Annotated in this window: 13 protein-coding genes; 5 read left to right on the top strand and 8 right to left on the bottom strand. The window is 71.9% G+C overall.

Annotated features, from left to right (window positions below; genetic code table 11):
- Positions 1-50: 50 nt before the first annotated feature.
- Together BOQ63_RS41000 and BOQ63_RS40995 are read right to left on the bottom strand one after the other, a co-directional pair.
- Positions 51-812, bottom strand: a complete 762-nt coding sequence (locus tag BOQ63_RS41000; RefSeq protein ID WP_046385610.1) for a FadR/GntR family transcriptional regulator — start codon at positions 810-812, stop codon at positions 51-53.
- 316 nt (positions 813-1128) lie between these two features.
- Positions 1129-1680, bottom strand: a complete 552-nt coding sequence (locus BOQ63_RS40995) for a hypothetical protein (protein ID WP_030279338.1) — start codon at positions 1678-1680, stop codon at positions 1129-1131.
- A 211-nt stretch (positions 1681-1891) separates the two neighbouring features.
- Between BOQ63_RS40995 and BOQ63_RS40990 the strand changes: the two genes are divergently transcribed.
- Positions 1892-2857 carry an extracellular catalytic domain type 1 short-chain-length polyhydroxyalkanoate depolymerase gene (locus BOQ63_RS40990; protein ID WP_107488606.1) on the top strand — a complete coding sequence of 322 codons (966 nt, stop codon included), beginning with the start codon at positions 1892-1894 and terminating at the stop codon, positions 2855-2857.
- Positions 2858-2886: 29 nt separating this feature from the next.
- Here BOQ63_RS40990 and BOQ63_RS40985 read toward each other — a convergent pair whose 3' ends face one another.
- The 4 genes from BOQ63_RS40985 to BOQ63_RS40970 all read right to left on the bottom strand — a co-directional run bounded on the left by BOQ63_RS40985 (position 2887) and on the right by BOQ63_RS40970 (position 8280).
- Positions 2887-5190, bottom strand: coding sequence for a beta-xylosidase/alpha-l-arabinosidase (locus tag BOQ63_RS40985; protein ID WP_094742852.1), 2304 nt, complete (start codon positions 5188-5190; stop codon positions 2887-2889).
- An 86-nt stretch (positions 5191-5276) separates the two neighbouring features.
- Entirely contained in the window at positions 5277-6095 is an 819-nt protein-coding gene (locus BOQ63_RS40980; RefSeq protein WP_072656012.1) for a carbohydrate ABC transporter permease, read from the bottom strand.
- Positions 6095-6991 carry a carbohydrate ABC transporter permease gene (locus tag BOQ63_RS40975; protein WP_030550402.1) on the bottom strand — a complete coding sequence of 299 codons (897 nt, stop codon included), beginning with the start codon at positions 6989-6991 and terminating at the stop codon, positions 6095-6097. Before BOQ63_RS40975 ends, BOQ63_RS40980 begins: the two co-directional genes overlap by 1 nt.
- Entirely contained in the window at positions 6988-8280 is a 1293-nt protein-coding gene (locus BOQ63_RS40970; RefSeq protein WP_072656011.1) for an ABC transporter substrate-binding protein, read from the bottom strand. The genes BOQ63_RS40975 and BOQ63_RS40970 overlap by 4 nt, the downstream gene beginning before the upstream one ends.
- Positions 8281-8488: 208 nt before the next feature.
- Between BOQ63_RS40970 and BOQ63_RS40965 the strand changes: the two genes are divergently transcribed.
- Entirely contained in the window at positions 8489-9520 is a 1032-nt protein-coding gene (locus tag BOQ63_RS40965; RefSeq protein WP_234355213.1) for a LacI family DNA-binding transcriptional regulator, read from the top strand.
- A 153-nt stretch (positions 9521-9673) separates the two neighbouring features.
- Here BOQ63_RS40965 and BOQ63_RS40960 read toward each other — a convergent pair whose 3' ends face one another.
- Positions 9674-11146, bottom strand: a complete 1473-nt coding sequence (locus BOQ63_RS40960) for an endo-1,4-beta-xylanase (protein ID WP_072656010.1) — start codon at positions 11144-11146, stop codon at positions 9674-9676.
- A 475-nt stretch (positions 11147-11621) separates the two neighbouring features.
- Between BOQ63_RS40960 and BOQ63_RS40955 the strand changes: the two genes are divergently transcribed.
- A complete protein-coding gene (locus BOQ63_RS40955) occupies positions 11622-13643 on the top strand; it encodes a glycoside hydrolase family 6 protein (protein WP_079183982.1) in 2022 nt (673 codons plus the stop codon).
- A gap of 56 nt (positions 13644-13699) precedes the next feature.
- Entirely contained in the window at positions 13700-15214 is a 1515-nt protein-coding gene (locus BOQ63_RS40950) for a cellulase family glycosylhydrolase (RefSeq protein WP_079183981.1), read from the top strand.
- A gap of 19 nt (positions 15215-15233) precedes the next feature.
- Here the strand turns inward: BOQ63_RS40950 and BOQ63_RS40945 are convergent, their stop codons facing one another.
- Positions 15234-16268 carry a LacI family DNA-binding transcriptional regulator gene (locus BOQ63_RS40945; protein ID WP_030550395.1) on the bottom strand — a complete coding sequence of 345 codons (1035 nt, stop codon included), beginning with the start codon at positions 16266-16268 and terminating at the stop codon, positions 15234-15236.
- A 281-nt stretch (positions 16269-16549) separates the two neighbouring features.
- Here BOQ63_RS40945 and BOQ63_RS40940 point away from each other — a divergent pair, with 281 nt between their 5' ends.
- The gene (locus BOQ63_RS40940; RefSeq protein WP_078867067.1) at positions 16550-17908 is read left to right on the top strand and encodes an ABC transporter substrate-binding protein; all 1359 of its coding nucleotides are present in this window, start codon (positions 16550-16552) and stop codon (positions 17906-17908) included.
- The last annotated feature ends 35 nt before the right edge of the window (positions 17909-17943 follow it).

Genomic DNA, 17943 nt, shown 5'->3' with positions numbered 1-17943 from the left:
CTCCCGGACGTGGTGGTGCGCGTCGGCTCTCAGCCGCGGTCACTCCTCGGTCAGTGGCGCACGACTGGTCCGGTGGCACCGGGACGGTCCGGATCCGGGGACGGGCGGTCACGGGCCGGCGGGGATGGCTCTCCCCCGGCGAGGTGGTCGCGCAACCAGCGTTCGGTGGTGTTGACGTGCATCAGGGCGGCGGCCTGGGCGAGGTTCGGGTCGCGGGCGACGAGGGCCTGGTGGATCGCCTCGTGCTCGGCGACGGTCCGCCCCGCCGCGTCCGCTTCCGCCAGTCCCCGCCAGGCCCGGGCGCTGAGGGTGCGTCCGGAGATGTGCTCCAGCAGCGTGGCCAGGGTCTCGTTGCGGGTGGCGCGGGCCACCGCGTGGTGGAAGGCCGCGTCGTGCCGGAGCAGCAGTTCCACGTCGTCCTGGGCGTCCCGCATGGCCGACAGGTGCCGCTCCACCTCGGCGAGGTCCTCGTCGGTGACGCGGGTGGCGGCCAGCGCGGTGGCGACCGGCTCGAACAGCCTGCGCACCTCGGTGAGTTCCAGGACGGTGTCCCCCTGGAGCAGTTCGACCGCGCCCCCGAGGCCTTCCAGCAGCAGGCCGGGCGCCAGGCTGGTCACGTAGGTGCCGTCGCCGCGCCGGATCTCCAGGACCCGGGCGACGACCAACGCCTTGACCGCCTCGCGCATCAGGTTCCGGGAGAGCCCGAGGTCGGCCGCGAGCTGCTGTTCGGGGGGCAGCTTCGCTCCCGGGGGCAGCTCGCCCTCCCGGATCATCCGGCGGATTCGGGCGATTGCTCTGTCAGTCAGCGACACGGCGCCAACGTAGCAGGTGGTCCCATGTCCTGAAAGGGAACGAGTCCTTCCTGTCGCGCCAGTGAGCCCAACCGGCCAGGTAGTTGTCCGATCGCCCCGGACGCATCGGGGTGCCCGGGGCCGGATCCGTCCCATCTGTCGGCGCGGAGGCGACCGGAACCGGCGATGCGAGGAACCGCCCGGTCGCGCGCACGCGAACCACACGTGATCTCCGCAGAAGCCTCGCGCCGGGCCGGTGTCGCGAGCGGGGCAGTTCTGCGTAGGCTCCGCAGATCACCCGTCGCGGTATGCGGGCATCTACGGAAGATCGAATGAGTTACTGCACGCTCTGCCAACGGCATCTCAACGGCGCGCTCTCCTGCCCGGGCTGTGGACGGCCGCAGGAGGCGCTTTCCCGGCAGGAGCCCGAACCCCCGGTCGCGGACCCGCCCACCGCGGCTCCCGAACCCCGGAGGGCCCGGCGGCGAACGACCCGGCGGCGCAGCGCCCGGCTCGCCCTGGCGGCGCTCGGTCTGACGGCGGTCGGACTGGCCACCGCGGTGGCGGCCTTCGGCCAGGACGACGGCGAGGCGGTCCCGCTCACCTCGGGCGGTACGGTGACGTCCACGTCGACGGCCACGCCGTCCGCCCGGGGGCCGGTGAGCGTTCCCACGAGCGTGACGGCCGCGCCGAGTACGGCGAGCCCTCCGACACAGCCGTCGGTCGGCAGCACCCGGCCCAGCGCGTCGAGGACGACCGCCACTCCGTCGCACACCGCCCCGACCGAGCCGACCGCTCCCCGGCCGACGCAGCCCACCACGGCGCCGCCGCCCACCCGGCCGTCGCCCGGCCCGGCCACTCCCACGGCGACAGCGACGCCGGCCTGCAAGCCGTTCCTCTTCTGGTGCGCCTGACCCCTTTCCGCCGTCCGTCGCGGGGAAGGGGCCCGACCGGCCGCGCCGCCCGCCACGGTGAAACTTTCACCAGCGGGACCGGCCCCATCGGCCGTATCACCGGTATTGCGGCGAAGGGACCTTGACTGCTCCTGGACAACCAACGGTCACTGATGCAGCGTCGACATCCCGTCGAGAAGAGGTCCCATGCTGCCTTTCCGGTACTTGAAGTCCCGCCTGCTCGCCGTGCTGCTGGCGATCGGCGCCGCGTTCGGGGCGAGCCTGTCCGTCGCTCCTCAGGCCGGCGCCGCCTCGTTGACCCGGATCACGGGTTTCGGCGACAACCCGACCGGCCTGCAGATGTACGTGTATGTGCCGAACGGCGTCAGGGCGCGTCCGCCGATCCTGCTGGCGCTGCACGGCTGCCAGGGCTCCGGGCCCTACCTGTACTCCAGCACCGACTTCGCAGCGCTGGCCGACCGGTACGGGTTCGTCGTCGTCTACCCTTCGACCAGCCCCGGCGGCAGTTGCTGGGACGTCTCGTCCGACCAGGCGCTGACGCGCAACGGCGGCAGTGACCCGGTCGGGCTGATGTCGATGATCAGGTACACGGAGCAGCACTACGGCGGGAACCCCGACGCCGTGTACGTCACCGGCGAGTCGTCGGGAGGGATGATGACGAACGTCATGCTCGCCGACTACCCGGACGTGTTCAAGGCGGGCTCCGCGTTCATGGGCGTGCCCTACCACTGCTTCCACACGGGCACCGTGCGCGGTTGGAACGGTCCGTGCGCCGGGGGCCAGGTCTCCATGACGGCGCAGCAGTGGGGCGACCTGGTGCGCCGTGCCGATCCCGGCTACACCGGGCCCCGCCCCCGTGTGCAGTTGTGGCACGGTACCGCCGACCCGATCCTGAACCACCGCGACCTCGGCGAGGAGACCAAACAGTGGACGAACGTCCTCGGGGTGCGCCAGACCCCGTCGTCCACTGACACCCCGGCCACCGACTGGAACCGGGCCCGGTTCGCCGACCGCTCCGGCGTCACACAGGTCGAGACGTACAGCATCACCGGCGCCGGCCACCAGTTGCCGGTCAAGGGCACGCCGATGGCCGCCTACGCCGTTCACTTCATGGGGCTGGACGGCAGCGGACCCGCCCGGGCCCGCGGCTGAACAGGCTTCGGAGCCGTGAGCTCCCTCCGTTACGGGGTGTCGGCCGGTGGGAGGTCGTGGACGGTGACGGTCGGGTGCAGAAGGCGGGTGTGGTCGAGTGCTCGTGCCCGGCCGGTGAGGCGCAGCGGCACGGTGAGGCGGGGGTCGGTGCTGGAAGCGGAGATCCGCAGTTCCAGGGCGCCGGGTTCGACGATCCGCCGGCCGTCGCGGCCGGTGAAGGAGGCGAGGTCGGCGGGGACGGTCAGCTCCACCCGGCAGGTGGCTCCGGCCGCCAGCGGGATCCGCCGGTAGCCGATCAGCCGCTGAACCGGCTGGACGACGGAGGCCACCGGGTCGTGGAGGTACAGCTGCACCACCTCGGCGCCCGCCCGCGAGCCGGTGTTGCGGAGGTCGAAGGCGAGGCGGAACGCGCCGTCGGTACCGGTCTCGGCCTCCCGCACCTCCAGGCCGGACCACGCGAACTCGCTGTAACCAAGGCCGTGTCCGAAGCCGTAGGCGGGTGTCGGGTCGGTGCTGGAGACCCCGCCCGCCTGGGCCAGCCTCGCGGCCAGGTAGGTCGAGGGCTGGACCCCCGGGTGGGCGGGGACGGAGACGGGCAGCCGCCCGGACGGGTTGACCCGTCCGCTGAGCACTCCGGCGAGCGCCTCTGTCCCGGCTTCCCCGGGGAAGAAGCACTGGACGATCCCGGCCGCCTCGGTGACGGCCCGCCCGAGGGCGTAGGGGCGCCCGGCCAGCAGGGCGACCACCACCGGCTTCCCGGCGTCCAGCACCGCTTCCAGCAACTCCCCTTGTCTGCCGGGCAGTTCGAGGGAGGCGACGTCGCAGCCCTCTCCGCTGGTGCCGCGACCGAACAGCCCCGCCCGGTCGCCGAGGGCGAGCACCACCACGTCGGCCCGCTCGGCGGCGCGCACGGCTTCCGCGATGCCGGCGGTGTCCTCGCCGCCGTCCTCGCCGTCGACCGTCACGCCGCGCACCGTACACAGCTCACTGCCGGGGAACTCGGCCGCCAGCGCCTCGCGCAGGGTGGGGAGTCCGATGCCGAGCGGGGTGTCCGGGTGCCGGCTGCCGACGTGCACGGGGAAGGAGTAGCAGCCGAGGACCGCCATGGGTTCGTCGGCGTTCGGGCCGATCAGCGCGATCCGGCTGGGCTCGCGCAGCGGCAGCAGGCCGTCGTTGCGCAGCAGTACCACGGCCTGCTGGGCGAGTTCGGCGGCGAGCGCCCGGTTGGCGGGCCGGTCCAGGTCGATCAGGCCGCGCAGCGCCCGCGGTTCGCTCGGGTCCGCGTCGGCGAGGGCGGCCGGAACGGGCGACCAGTCGGCGTCCAGCAGCCCGAGTTCGGCTTTCTGGACGAGGACGCGGCGCAGCGCCCGGTCGATCAGCCGCTCCGGGACGGTGCCCGAGACCACCGCGTCGAACAACGGCTGCCCGAAGGTGTCGACGGTGGGCAGTTCGACGTCGACCCCGCTCTCCAGGGCCATTGCGGCGGCGGCGGACCGGTCCTCCGCCACACCGTGCAGGGTGTGGAGGAAGGCGATGCCGAAGTAGTCGGCGACGACCGTGCCGGTGAAGCCCCAGGTGTCCCGCAGCAGCCCGGTGAGCAGGTCCCGGTCGGCGGCGGAGGGCAGGCCGTCGGTGTCGGTGTAGGCGTGCATGACGGAGCGGGGGCGGCCTTCCCGCACGGCCATCTCGAAGGGTGGCAGGATCACGTCGGCGCGCTCGCGCGGGCCCATAGAGACGGGGGCGAGGTTGCGGCCGGCGCGGGAGGCAGAGTACCCGGCGAAGTGCTTGAGCGTGGCGACGATCCCGGCCGACTCCAGGCCCTGGACGTAGGCGGTCGCGACGGTACCGACCAGGTACGGATCCTCGCCGATCGTCTCCTCGACCCGCCCCCAGCGGGCGTCACGGACCACGTCGAGCACCGGCGCGAGGCCCTGGTGCACGCCGACGGACCGCAGGTCGCGTCCGATGGCGGCGGCCATCGTCCGGACCAGCTCCGGATTGAAGGTGGCGCCCCAGGACAGCGGTACGGGGTACGCCGTGGCGCCCCAGGCGGCGAAGCCGGCCAGGCACTCCTCGTGGGCGAGGGCCGGGATGCCGAAGCGGTTGGCGGCGGCGATCCGCTGCTGGGTGCGCAGCAGCGAGAGCGCGCCGAGCGCCGGGTCGACCGGGGCGGTGCCGAACGGCCGGGTCAGCTGGCCCAGTCCGAAGGGCAGGAGGGTGTCGAGGTCGGGTGGCGGCTCCATCTCGTGCTGGTGGGGGGCGACTTCCTCGCCGTCGGCGTCGGCGCCGACCCAGACGCCGACCAGTTGGGCGGTCTTCTCCCGCAGGGTCATCGCGGCGATCAGGGCGTCGGCCCTGGCCTCCGGGGCGAGCGAGGTGTCCCGCCAGGCGGGTGCGGGCTCGGGGTTCCAGTGGTCGTTCACTTTCCTCCGACCCCCGTCAGGCCCTGGACCAGGGCGCGGCGGGCGAACAGGTAGACGATGAGGACGGGGAGCATGGACAGCACCACGGCGCTGAGCAGTCCGGGCACGTCCACGCCGTGTTCGGTCTGGAAGTCGTACAGGCCGAGGGTGATGACCTTGGTGGAGTCGGACTGGGTGAGGATCAGCGGGAAGAGGAAGCCGTTCCAGGCCTGGAGGGCGGCGAAGACCGTGATCGAGGACAGTCCGCCCCTGGACAGCGGGAGCACCAGCTGGCGGAACACCCGCGCCGGGGACGCGCCGTCCATCGCCATCGCCTCGTACAGCTCGGGGCCGATGTCGCGCATCGCACCGGTCAGCACCAGGGTGCAGACCGGCAGGCAGAAGGCCGCGGTCGGGAGGATGACGCCGATCAGGTGGTCGTACAGGCCGGTCTGGCTGATGACGTAGAACATCGGCACGATCACCGCCTGGGCCGGGATCGCCAGCCCGAGCAGGAACAGCCGGAACACCCAGCCGGTCGCCCGGCCGCGGGCGCGCACGATGGCGTAGGCGAGTGGCGGGACGACCAGCAGCACGATGGCGACCACGCCGGCGGTGACGGTCAGGGTGTTGAGGAAGTCCAGGCCGAAGCCGCTCGACAGGTCGGTCAGGTAGTTCTGCAGGGTCCACCGGGCGGGCGGCTTCAGCGGGCCCCCGGTGGAGTAGTCGGAGCGGGTCCGGAAGGTGGCGATCAGCAGGACGTACAGCGGCAGGCCCACCAGCACCAGCCACACCAGGGAGCCGAACCCGGCCAGGACGTTGGGGCGTCGTCGCATCACAGGCCCTCCGCCGTGCCGCGCATCCGGTCGTAGCCGGAGAGCCGGACCACCGCGAGCGAGATCAGGGTGGCCACCACCACGAGGACCAGCGCGATGGCCGAGCCCACACCGAAGTCGAAGCCCTTGAAGGCCTTTTGGTACATGTAGTAGGCGGTGACGGTGGTGTCGGTGCCGGGTCCGCCCTGGGTGAGGATCAGCACCGTGTCGAAGGTGGTCAGACCGCCGACCACCATGAGGATCACCGAGGTGATGATCGTGTTGCGCAGCTGCGGCAGGGTGACGTGGAGGAACTGCCGTACCCGGCCCGCGCCGTCGACGGCGGCGGCCTGGTAGAGCACCTGGGGGATGGCCCGGGCGCCGCCCTGGTAGATCAGGGCGTGCAGCGGGGTGAACTGCCACACGCCGACGAAGGTCAGTACGCCGATCGCGCCGCCCTTGCTGCCGAGCAGGTTGCCGTCGCCGAACAGCCAGGTGAGCTGGGCCGGCACGCCGAAGTTGGGGTCGAGGACGGCCCGCCACACCACCGAGACGGCGGTGGCCGAGAGCAGCAGCGGCACGAAGTAGACCGCCGACAGGACGGCCCGGTTGCGCTGGTGTCCGGCGGCCCAGACGCCGAGCAGGATGCTGACCGGCGTCTGGGTCACCACGCCGAGGGCGGTGAGCAGCAGGGTGGTCCAGACGGACTGGATCATCACCGGGTCGTGGAGCAGGGCGGTCCAGTTGTCCAGGCCGTTGAAGCGCGGTTCGCCGATGCCGTCCCAGCTGGTGAAGGAGAGCACGACGACCAGCAGTAGCGGTGTGAGCGCGAACATCAGGAAGAACACCGCGGCGGGGAGCGCCCAGACGAAGCCCGGGCGGGTCGCCGCCGCGCCCGGACGCGCGGCGCGCGTCATGAGGTCGGCAAGGCCTGCATGGCCTTGATGAAGCCGTCGGTGTCGAGCCTGCCGTCGAAGAACTGCTGGACGGCGGTGTGCATGGGGGTCATGGCGCTCGGCGGGTACGCCTGGTCCCAGGAGAGCTGGAAGGAGGGGGCGGCCTTGACCAGTTCGTACTGGTCCTTGGAGTACCCGGGGCTGGCCGAGAGGTCGAGGAAGTTGACGGTGCTGGTGGTGGTCGGGAGGTTGCCGATGGCCAGTTGGGCCTTCACGAACTCGTCGGAGTACATCAGTTCGAGGAAGGCCGCGGCGGCCTCCGGGTGCTTGGTCCTCTTGAGCACGGAGTAGAAGTTGTTGGTGTTGCCGACGACGTCGGCCGGGTCGCCCTTGCCGCCGTTCAGGGCCGGGAAGCCGGTGTAGCCGAGGCCGGACTTGGCGAAGTCGGGGTTGGCGTCCTGCTGGGTGGAGTAGTACCAGGAGCCCATCAGCTCGAAGGCGGCCTTGCCCTTGGCGACCAGGGCCGGGGAGCCGCCGTCGGTGAACTTGACGGAGTCGTAGTTGCTGCCGAAGGCCCCGGCGTCGACCAACTGCTTGAGGGTGGTCAGCGCCCTGCGGCTGTCCTCGCTCGCCCAGGCCTCGCGGTCGCCGCCGAGCGCCCGTTGGAACAGGCCCGGGCCGGCGATCCGGTCGTAGAGGTACTCCAACCACATCAGGGTGGGCCACTGGTCGCCGCCGCCGAGCGCGATCGGGGTGACGCCCCTGGCCTTCAGGGTCCTGGTGGCGGCGACCAGGTCGTCCCAGGTCTTCGGCGGGGTGAGCCCGGCGTCCGCGAGCACCTGCTTGTTGTGGAACAGCAGCACCGGCTGGGTGCCGCGCATCGGCACCCCGTACGGCTTGCCGTCCACCACCGCCGAGTTGAAGACCGAGGGCAGGAAGTTGTCCTTCAGGCCCGGGTCCTTGGCGATGAAGTCGTCCAGCGGCAGCAGCAGGCCCGCCTTGACGAACGGCTGGATGGAGCCGCCGCCCCAGTTGAAGAAGACGTCGGGGGCCCGCGGCGTGTTGATCACGGTCTGGAGCTTCTGCTGGTAGTCCGCGCCGGGGATGGTGTCCAGCACGGCCTTGACCTTGGAGGTCTTGTTGAAGGTGTCGACGAGCTGCTTCTCGACCTTGTTGGCGGCGTCCCCGTAGACCAGTACGTGGATCGTGCCGTCGCCGGCACCGGAGGAGGAGTCCCCCGGGCCGCAGGCGGCGGACGTCCCCAGGACGAGTGCGGTGACCGCGGTGATCGCGGCGGCTTTCGATCGCATATCCTGCCCTCTGTTTCGAATGTTTCGAGCAAGTTGCCGAATGTTGTGGGAAACCTAGATCCGTGGTGACCGTCCGTCAAGAGCCCCGACGGGATCGGCCCGCGACTCGTCCGGGGGGCTAGCATCCGTGCGGTACGGCCACCCGCGGCCGTCTCGTACAGCCATCCACGACGGAGTTCGCCCAGCAGGGGCAGTGCAGGAGGAACCCGTGACCAGAGCGGCCACGCTCGCCGAGATCGCGCAGGAGGCCGGAGTCTCCGCGCCGACTGTTTCGAAAGTCCTGAACGGGCGCGCCGACGTCGCGCCGGCCACCCGGGAGCGGGTGGAGGAGCTGCTGCAGCGGTACGGCTACCGGCGGCGGCGCGGCAACCGCCGGGCCAGCCCGCTGCTGGAGCTGGTCTTCCACGAGCTGGAGAGCGCGTGGGCGGTGGAGGTGATCCGGGGCGTCGAGAACGCCGTCCGCGAGGAGGGGCTGAGCATCGTGCTCTCCGAGTCCGCCGAACGGCACGGCCCCGGCCAGTCCTGGGTGGACGGGGTGCTCGCGCGGCGCCCCACCGGTGTGGTCCTGGTGCTGTCCGACCTGGACCGCTCGCTGCGCGAGCAACTGGCCCGCCGGGACGTCCCGTTCGTGGTGCTGGACCCGGCCGGCGACCCCGGGCAGGACGTGCCCGCCGTCGGGACCACCAACTGGGACGGCGGCCTCGCCGCCACCCGGCACCTGCTCGACCTCGGACACCGCCGGATCGGCCTGATCGGCGGCCCCGCCCGGATGATGTGCAGCCGCGCCCGGGCCGACGGCTACCGGGCGGCGCTCGACATGGCGGGCATCCCGTACGACGCGGACCTGGTCCGCGAGGGCTCCTTCCACCACGAGTCCGGACGCCTGCTCGGACTGGAGCTGCTCGGCCTGCCGGAGCGGCCGACCGCCGTGTTCGCCGGGAACGACCTCCAGGCGCTCGGCCTGTACGAGGCCGCCCGCGAGCTGGGGCTGCGCGTTCCGGAGGACCTCAGCGTGGTCGGATTCGACGACCTGCCGCTGGCCCGCTGGGTCGGACCGCCGCTGACCACCGTGCGCCAGCCGCTGACCGAGATGGCCGAGGTGGCGACCCGTCTGGTGATCGACCTGGCCCGCGGGGTGCGGCCCGGCACGCTCCGGGTGGACCTGGCCACCAGTCTGGTCCAGCGCAGCAGCACCGCCCCGCCGCGAACGGCCGTGCCCGGCCAGGTGGAGCGCGGTTGACGGGCGGCCGGGCCGTCCGGCGGTCCGGGCAGTCGAACCCGCCGAGCCGCCCGGGCCGTCGGGCGGCCGGGCGGCCGGGCCGGGGACCGCAGAAAGCGGTGCGGCCGGACGGCCGGGGAACCCGGCGCCGTCCGGCCGCACCGCACCGCTCGGTCAGCCGAGGGTCCACTGCTGGTTGCTCCGGCCACTGCAGGTCCACAGCTGTGCCGGGGCGCCGTCGGCGGTGGAGCCGCCGGAGACGTCCAGGCACAGACCGGACTGGACGCCCGTGACGGTGCCGTCGGCGTTCACGTGCCACTGCTGGTTGGCCTGGCCGTTGCACGGCCAGACGACTACCTTGGTGCCGGGCACCGTGCCCTGCCCGGAGGCGTCCAGGCACATCCGGCCGGCACCTCCGTAGACGCTCAGCTGGTCGGCGGCGGTGTGCGTCCAGATCTGGTTGATGCCGCCCCAGCAGCTGTAGAGCTGCACCTGGGTGCCGGCCGTGGTCGAACCGTTCGGCACGTCGAGGCACTTGCCGGCACCGGCCGCGCGCAGCTCGCCCGTCGTGCCGCCACCGCCGCCGGTGCTCGAACCGCCGAGGGCGGAGAGCGTCGCGGCGAAGGCCGGCTTGGGCCGGTCGTTGTCGTCGTACATGGTGGCGGCGCCGTACCCGGGGAAGGTGCCGGGGATCCAGGAGTGCGCGTCGTCCACGCCCCACTGGCTCACGCCCACGCAGCGGGAGACGGCCAGGCAGGCCCGCACCACGGCGGCGTAGTCGGCCGCCTGCTGCTGGAGGGCGCCTCCGGAGGCGGGCAGCTGGATCCGGTCGTCCAGTTCGGTGACGGCCACGTCCAGGCCCAGGTCCGCGAACCGCTGCAGGTTGGCCCGCAGGTCAGTGGGGACCTGACCGACGACGAAGTGGCTCTCGAACCCGATGCCGCCCAGCGGCACGCCCTGGGCGAGCAGCGACCGGGCGAGGCTGTAGAGGGCATCGCTCTTCGCGTTCACGCCCTCGATGTTGTAGTCGTTGATGTAGAGCTTCGCGCCCGGGTCGGCGGCGTGCGCGGTGCGCAGCGCGTCGGCGAGGTAGTCCGGTCCCATCGCCCGGTAGAACGCGTCCGGGACGAGGGAGCCGTCGCCGTTGAACGGCTCGTTGATCACGTCCCAGGCGTAGACCTGCCCCTTGTAGTGGCCGGCCTCCGCGGTGATGTGCGCCTCCATGGCGGAGCGCACCTGGTTCAGCGGCAGGTTCGACATCCAACCGGGGAGCTGGTTCTGCCACACCAAATTGTGACCGCGCACCCGCATGCCGTGCGCCCGGGCGAACTGCACGAGCTGGTCGCCCGGGCCGAAGTCGTAGGAGCCGGGGGCCGGCTCGACGGTCTCCCACTTCATCTCGTTGGTCGGGGTCAGCGCGTCGAACTGCGCCCCGACGACGGCGGTTTCGCCGCCGACACCGAGGTCACCGTCCGACAGGGCGGTGCCGAAGTACCGGCCGTTCGCTTCTGCCGCCGCCTTCAACGTGCTGCCGGCCGCCGCGGCCGGGGTCGTCGCGGCCAGCGCACCGGTCGCGAGCACCAGCGCCAGGACCACCGCGGCGGTCCAGGCATGGTGAATTCCGTTCAGGGTCCTTCGAAGAGGCATGGTCGCCCTCCAGCGTCGCTCCAGGGAAGGGGCACACCCGCGCTGACGGCGGGTCATGGCGCACGAGCGATGACGGCGGTGGGGCCGTCGGTTCGGGGAACAGGGGGGAGCGCTGCGGCGACCGTCCGGCAGACGGTGCCCCGGGTGGGTTGCGCCCCGGGCTAGGTAACTCGGAGTGTGCGAGACTCGTCAATACGTGGTTGAAAGTTTCGGCAATGTTTCGGAAATCTCCGCCGACACTCGGGGCACTGGCGACTCGGAGGTTGCCGGGTGTCCAGGCGTTCTGGGCGGGTGCCTTCCCCGGCGCGGCGGCATGTAACTTACAGCCTCTTTTGGGAGCGCTCCCGCGACTATTGACGCCGTTTCTCAGGCCCTGGCTTGATGTGACAGGGGTCGCCATGCCCCTCGTGGGCGCGTTCCCACCCGATTCCGCGACCCCGTCAGGAACCCCCCACCCATCGGAAAGGACCCGGACGTGCCTCATCCCGTCCTGCGTCGGCTCCGCACGGCAGCGGCCGCCACGCTGTTCGGCGCCACCGGCCTGCTGCCGAGCATCGGTGCCGCCGCCCCCGCACACGCCGCGCCCGCCCCGGCGGCCGCGGCCGCCGTCCACCTCACCAACCCGTTCGCCGGCGCGACCGGCTACCTCAACCCCGACTTCGCGGCCGAGGTCAAGGCCCAGGCCGCGGCCGACGGCGGCACCCTGGGCGCTCTCGAAACCCAGGTCGCCGCCAACCCCACCGCGGTGTGGATGGACCGCATCGGCGCGATCGCCGGCGACGCCACCCACCTCGGCCTCCAGGCCCACCTCGACCACGCACTCGGCCAGCAGCAGCAGGGCGGCACGCCGGTGGTCTTCCAGGTCGTGATCTACGACCTGCCGGGCCGGGACTGCGCCGCGATCGCCTCCAACGGCGAGCTCCCCGCCACCGCGGCCGGTTTGGCCACCTACGAGGCGCAGTACATCGACCCGATCGCGGCCGTGCTGGCCAACCCGAAGTACGCCGGCCTGCGGATCGCGGCCGTCATCGAGCCGGACTCGCTGCCCAACGCCGTGACCAACCAGTCCAAGCCGACCTGTGCCACCGCCACCCCGTACTACGAGTCGGGCATCGAGTACGCGCTCAACAAGCTGCACGCGATCCCCAACGTGTACGACTACCTGGACATCGGCCACGCGGGCTGGCTCGGCTGGTCCAACAACATGGTCCCGGCGGGCAAGGAGTACGCCAAGGTCGCCCAGGCCACCACGGCCGGGTTCGCCAGCATCGACGGCTTCGTCAGCGACACCGCCAACACCACGCCGCTCACCGAGCCGTACCTCACCGACCCCGACCTGTCGGTCGGCGGCCAGCCGCTCAAGTCGGCGAACTTCTACCAGTACAACCCCGCGTTCGACGAGTACCACTACGACACCGCGATGTACTCCACCCTGGTGTCCAACGGGTTCCCGAGCAGCATCGGCATGCTGGTCGACACCTCGCGCAACGGCTGGGGCGGCTCCGCCCGGCCCACCGCGCTCAACTCCGGCCCCACCACGGTGGACGCGTACGTCGCGGCCAACAAGGTCGACCGGAAGCCCTTCCGCGGCGACTGGTGCAACGTCAACGGCGCGGGCATCGGGGAACGTCCGCAGTCCCTGCCGTACGGTACGGGCAGCCCGATCATCGCGTTCCTCTGGGTCAAGCCGCCGGGCGAGTCGGACGGCGACTACCCCGACGCCTCCCACCCCCACGGCGACCCGCACTGCGACCCGAACGGCACCCAGAGCGACGGCAACGGCAACACCTACCCGACGGACGCCATCCCCGGCAGCAACATCCCGGCCGGACAGTGGTTCCCGGCCCAGTTCCGGCAGTTGGTGCAGAACGCCTACCCCGCGTTCGGCAGCGGCTCCGGCGGCAGCACCGGCCCGAGCGTGCCGAGCGGGCTGACCGTCACCGGCACCACCAGCAGCAGCGTGTCGCTCAGCTGGACGGCCTCCACCGACCCGGCAGGCGTGACCGGCTACTCGGTGTACCGGAACGGGGCCAAGGTCGCCACCGTGACCACCACCGGCTACACCGACTCCGGGCTCTCCCCCGCCACCTCCTACCAGTACACCGTCACGGCCCAGGACGCGGCCGGGAACGTCTCCGCCGCCTCGGCCGCGGTGACCGGCACCACGGCGGCGCCGGGCGGGGGCGGTGGCAGCAGCGGCTGCTCCGCCGCCTACGCGGTCGGCAACGACTGGGGCAGCGGCTTCACGGCCGGTGTCACCGTCACCAACACCGGCAGTACGGCCACCAAGTCCTGGACGGTCACCTGGACGTGGGGCGGCAACCAGCAGGTCACCAACAGCTGGAACGCCACCACCGCCCAGAGCGGCAGCGCGGTGACGGCCGCCAGCCAGACCTACAACGGCGCGCTGGCGCCCAACGGCACCACCAGCTTCGGCTTCCAGGCGAGCTACTCGGGCGGCAACACCGCTCCGACGCTGACCTGCACCGCCAGCTGACCGCCCCCGGCCGGGGCCGCACCGGCGGCCCCGGCCCCCACCCACGAGGACCCGGCATGCCCCGTACCGCCACACCCCGCACGGCCGCCCTCGCGGCCGCCACCGCCGCGTGCACCGCCCTGGCCGTGCTCCCCCTCACCGCCTCCGCGACCACGTCCTCCCCGACCCCCGCCTCCGGCACCTCCTGCGACGTGAAGTACGCCGTCAACGACTGGGGCAGCGGATTCACCGCCAACCTCACCATCACCGACACCGGCACCCTCCCGATCAACGGCTGGACCCTCGGCTACTCCTACACCGGCAACCAGACCCTCCAGAACGGCTGGAACGGCACCTGGAGCCAGTCCGGACAGGCCGTCACCGTCACCAACCCCGGCTACGCCCCCACCATCGACCCCGGCGCCACCTACACCACCAGCGCCAACTTCTCCTACAACGGCACCAACACCGCCCCCACCGCCTTCACTCTCAACGGCACCCCCTGCGGTCCACGGTCGAGCCCGTCCCCGAGCCCCTCCCCCACGCCGACCAGCACCCCGCCGACCACGCCGCCCCCGAACGGGTCCGCCCCGGCCGTGCACGTCGCGGGCAGGACGCTGGCGAAGGCCGACGGCACCCCGATCACCCTGCACGGGGTCGACCGCTCCGGGGCCGAGTTCATGTGCGTCCAGGGCCACGGATTCTTCGACGGCCCGGCCGACCAGGCCTCCGTCACCACGATGAAGTCCTGGCACGTCAACTCCGTCCGGGTGCCGCTCAACGAGGACTGCTGGCTCGGCCATTCCAACGTCGACCCCGCCTACGCCGGTGCGGCCTACATCGGTGCGGTGCGCAGCTACGTCGACCTGCTGGAACGGAACGGCCTCGTGGCGGTCCTGGACCTGCACTGGACCGACGGGGTGTACACCGGACCGTCCGCCGGCTGCCCGGACGCCAACGCCACCTGCCAGAAGCCCATGCCGGACGCAGCCGGTGCCATCCCGTTCTGGACGTCGGTGGCACAGACCTTCAAGGGCGACGACGCGGTGGTCTTCGACCTGTTCAACGAGCCGTACCCGTCACGCGCCACCGGGAGCGAGGACAGCGGCTGGACCTGCTGGCGGGACGGCGGCAGCTGTCCCGGAATCGGCTACCGGGTCGCCGGGATGCAGGCGATGGTCGACGCGGTGCGCTCGACCGGCGCGGACAACGTCCTGATGCTGGGCGGCCAGGAGTACGCCAACGACCTCACCCAGTGGGCCGCGCACCAACCCGCCGACCCGCTGCACAACCTGGCCGCGTCCTGGCACTCGTACAACTTCAACGCCTGCAGCACCACTTCCTGCTGGGACGGCCAGATCGCCCCGCTCGCCGCGCAAGTGCCGGTCATCGCCGGTGAGTTCGGCGAGAACGACTGCGCGCACGGCTATCTGGACGCCCTGCTGCCCTGGCTGGACCAGCACGGTGTGTCCTACCTCGCCTGGACGTGGAACACCTGGGACTGCAGCAACGGCCCGGCGCTGATCAGCTCCTACGACGGCACCCCGACGGCCTTCGGCGCCGGATACCGCGCCCACCTGGCCGGCACGTAACGCCGCCGGGCCGTTCCGGTCACGAGGACTCCCGCACCACCAGTTCCGTCGGCAGGACCGTCTGCCGGCGGAACCGGCCCGGCTGAGCGATCTCCTTGAGCAACGACCGGACCATCAACCGCCCCGTCTCCTCGATCGGTTGGCGGACACTGGTGAGCGGCGGCTCGGTGTGCCGGGCCACCACGGAGTCGTCGAAACCCACCACGGCGACGTCCTGCGGCACCCGCCGGCCCGCCTCGCGCAGCGCCTGCAACGCACCCGCCGCCATCAGGTCCGAGGCGCAGAACACCGCGTCCAGACCGGGCCGGCGGGCGAGCAGTTCCCGCATGCCCTCGCGGCCGCCGCGCTCGGTGAAGTCCCCGTGGGCCACGAGCCCCTCGTCCGCCGGCACCGCGGCCTCGGCGAGCGCCTGCCGGTAGCCGGCCAGGCGCGCCGCGGCGCCCTCGATGTCGAGCGGCCCGGTGACGGTCCCGATGGCCGTCCTGCCCCGGGACAGCAGGTGCCGGACGGCCGCACGGGCGCCGCCCGCGTTGTCGGCGTGGACGTAGCTCAGCGTTTCCCGCTCCGAGCGGCGGCCGCCGAGCACGGCGGGCAGTTCCAGTCGCTCCAGGAGCTCGGGGAGCGGATCGTCCTGGTGGACCGAGACCAGGAGGACGCCGTCCACCCGGCGGGCGGTGAGGTAGCGGCTCAGCCGCTCCCGCTCGTGCTCGTCGCGGACCAGCACCAACAGCAGCTGCAGGTCGGAGTCGGCGAGTTCGGCGGAGACTCCGGTGATGATGTCGGAGAAGTAGGGCTCCGAGCTCAGTTTCGCGACGCTCTCCGGGATGACCAGGGCCACCGCGTCGGTGCGGGAGGTGACCAGGGAGCGAGCCGCCTGGTTGGGGACGTAGCCGAGTTCCGCGATGGCCTGTTCCACCGCCGCGCGGGCCTTGGCGCTCACCTTGGACGAGCCGTTGACGACCCGGGAGACGGTGCCCCGGCCCACTCCGGCCCGCGCGGCCACCGCCTCCAGGGTGGGACGGGCAGCGGGCGGCTGCTGCGCGGCTCGACTCATGATCGTTCTCCCGGCGGGCGATGGACGGACGGTGGACGGCGACGACCGCGGCGCGGACGTCCGGACGACACGGTCCGGTAACGGAGCCGTTGCCCGCCCTTGACACGCCTCGCGCGGCGAAGCAATCTTCCCACATCGAGGTGGGAGCGCTCCCATATGTCTTCCCATTCACGTTCCCCCGCATTCGCAAGTACTCGCACTCCCACAGTTCCGAGCACGGCTGCGCGCCGCCCCGGTGGCGCCGCGCAGCCGTGCCCCACCCTGGACAAGGAGATCCGGCCATGCGGAACCCCGGTACCACCCACGGCGGCAGAGCCACCGCCCCCCTCCCCGTGCGCAAGGTCCCCAAGCCGCTGCTGAGCGCCGCGACCGCCGCCCTGGGCGCCCTGCTGGTCGCCGGGTGCAGCAGCGCGGGCTCCGGCTCGGGCGGCGCCGCGGCCTCGGACTCCAAGATCACCCTGACCGTCGGCGACTACGGCACCTTCGGCTACAAGCAGGCCGGCCTGTTCGACGCCTACATGCGGGAGCACCCCGGCATCACCATCGTCGAACACACCGTCGAGCAGGAGACCGACTACTACCCCGCCCTGCAGACCCACCTCGCCTCCGGCAGCGGCCTGGACGACATCCAGGCGGTCGAGGTGGGCCGGATCGCCCAGGTGGTGAAGAAGCAGGCGAACAAGTTCGTCGACCTCGGCAAGGCGGACGGGGTGGACAAGGGCGCCTTCCTGCCCTGGAAGTCGCAGCAGGCCAGCACGACGGACGGCCGCACCATCGGCCTGGGCACCGACATCGGCCCGATGGCGATCTGCTACCGCAAGGACCTGTTCCAGCAGGCCGGACTGCCCACCGACCGCGAGGAGGTGGCCAAGCTCTGGCAGGGCGACTGGGCCAAGTTCGTCGAGACGGGCAAGCAGTACCAGGCCAAGGCACCTGCCGGCACCTTCTTCACCGACTCCGCCGGCGGCCTGTTCAACGCCGTGGTGTCCTCCAGCACCACCCAGTACGACAACGGCAGCGGCCAGCTGGACTACAAGAACAGCCCCAGCGTCAAGAACGCCTGGAACCTGGCGACCGGCGCGGTCCAGGCCGGGATCAGCGCCGGTCTCAAGCAGTTCGACACACCGTGGTACCAGGCGTTCGCCAACTCCAAGTTCGCCACCGTCGCCTGCCCGTCCTGGATGACGGCCATCGTCGCCGACAAGTCCGGGAGCGCCAACAAGGGCAAGTGGGACATCGCCACGGCGCCGGCCGCCGGGAACTGGGGCGGCTCCTTCCTCACCGTACCGAAGGCCGGCAAGCACCAGAAGGAGGCCGAGGCGCTCGCCGCCTGGCTCACCGCACCCGCGCAGCAGGCCAAGGTCTTCACCACGGTCGGCAACCTGCCGTCCAACACCCAGGCGCTGAGCCGGCCGGAGGTGCAGAACGCCCAACTCGACTTCTTCGGCGACACGCCCACCGGCCGGATCTACGCCGCCACCGCGCAGTCCATCCAGCCGACCGTGATCGGCGAGTGGGACGGCCTGGTCAAGGACACCCTCACCAACGGCGCCCTGCTCAGCATCGAGCAGCACCAGAGCGACCCCGCCAAGGCGTGGGGCAACGCGGTCAAGGAGATCGACGACAAGGTCAGCGACTGACGACCGGTCTCCCGCCGTCCGCCCGCCCGGCCCCG

This window comes from Streptomyces viridifaciens, from assembly GCF_001888885.2.
Classification (GTDB): Bacteria; Actinomycetota; Actinomycetes; order Streptomycetales; family Streptomycetaceae; genus Kitasatospora; species Kitasatospora aureofaciens.
The sequence above is the reverse complement of the archived record's forward strand: the minus strand, read 5'-3'. Positions and strand labels throughout refer to the sequence as shown.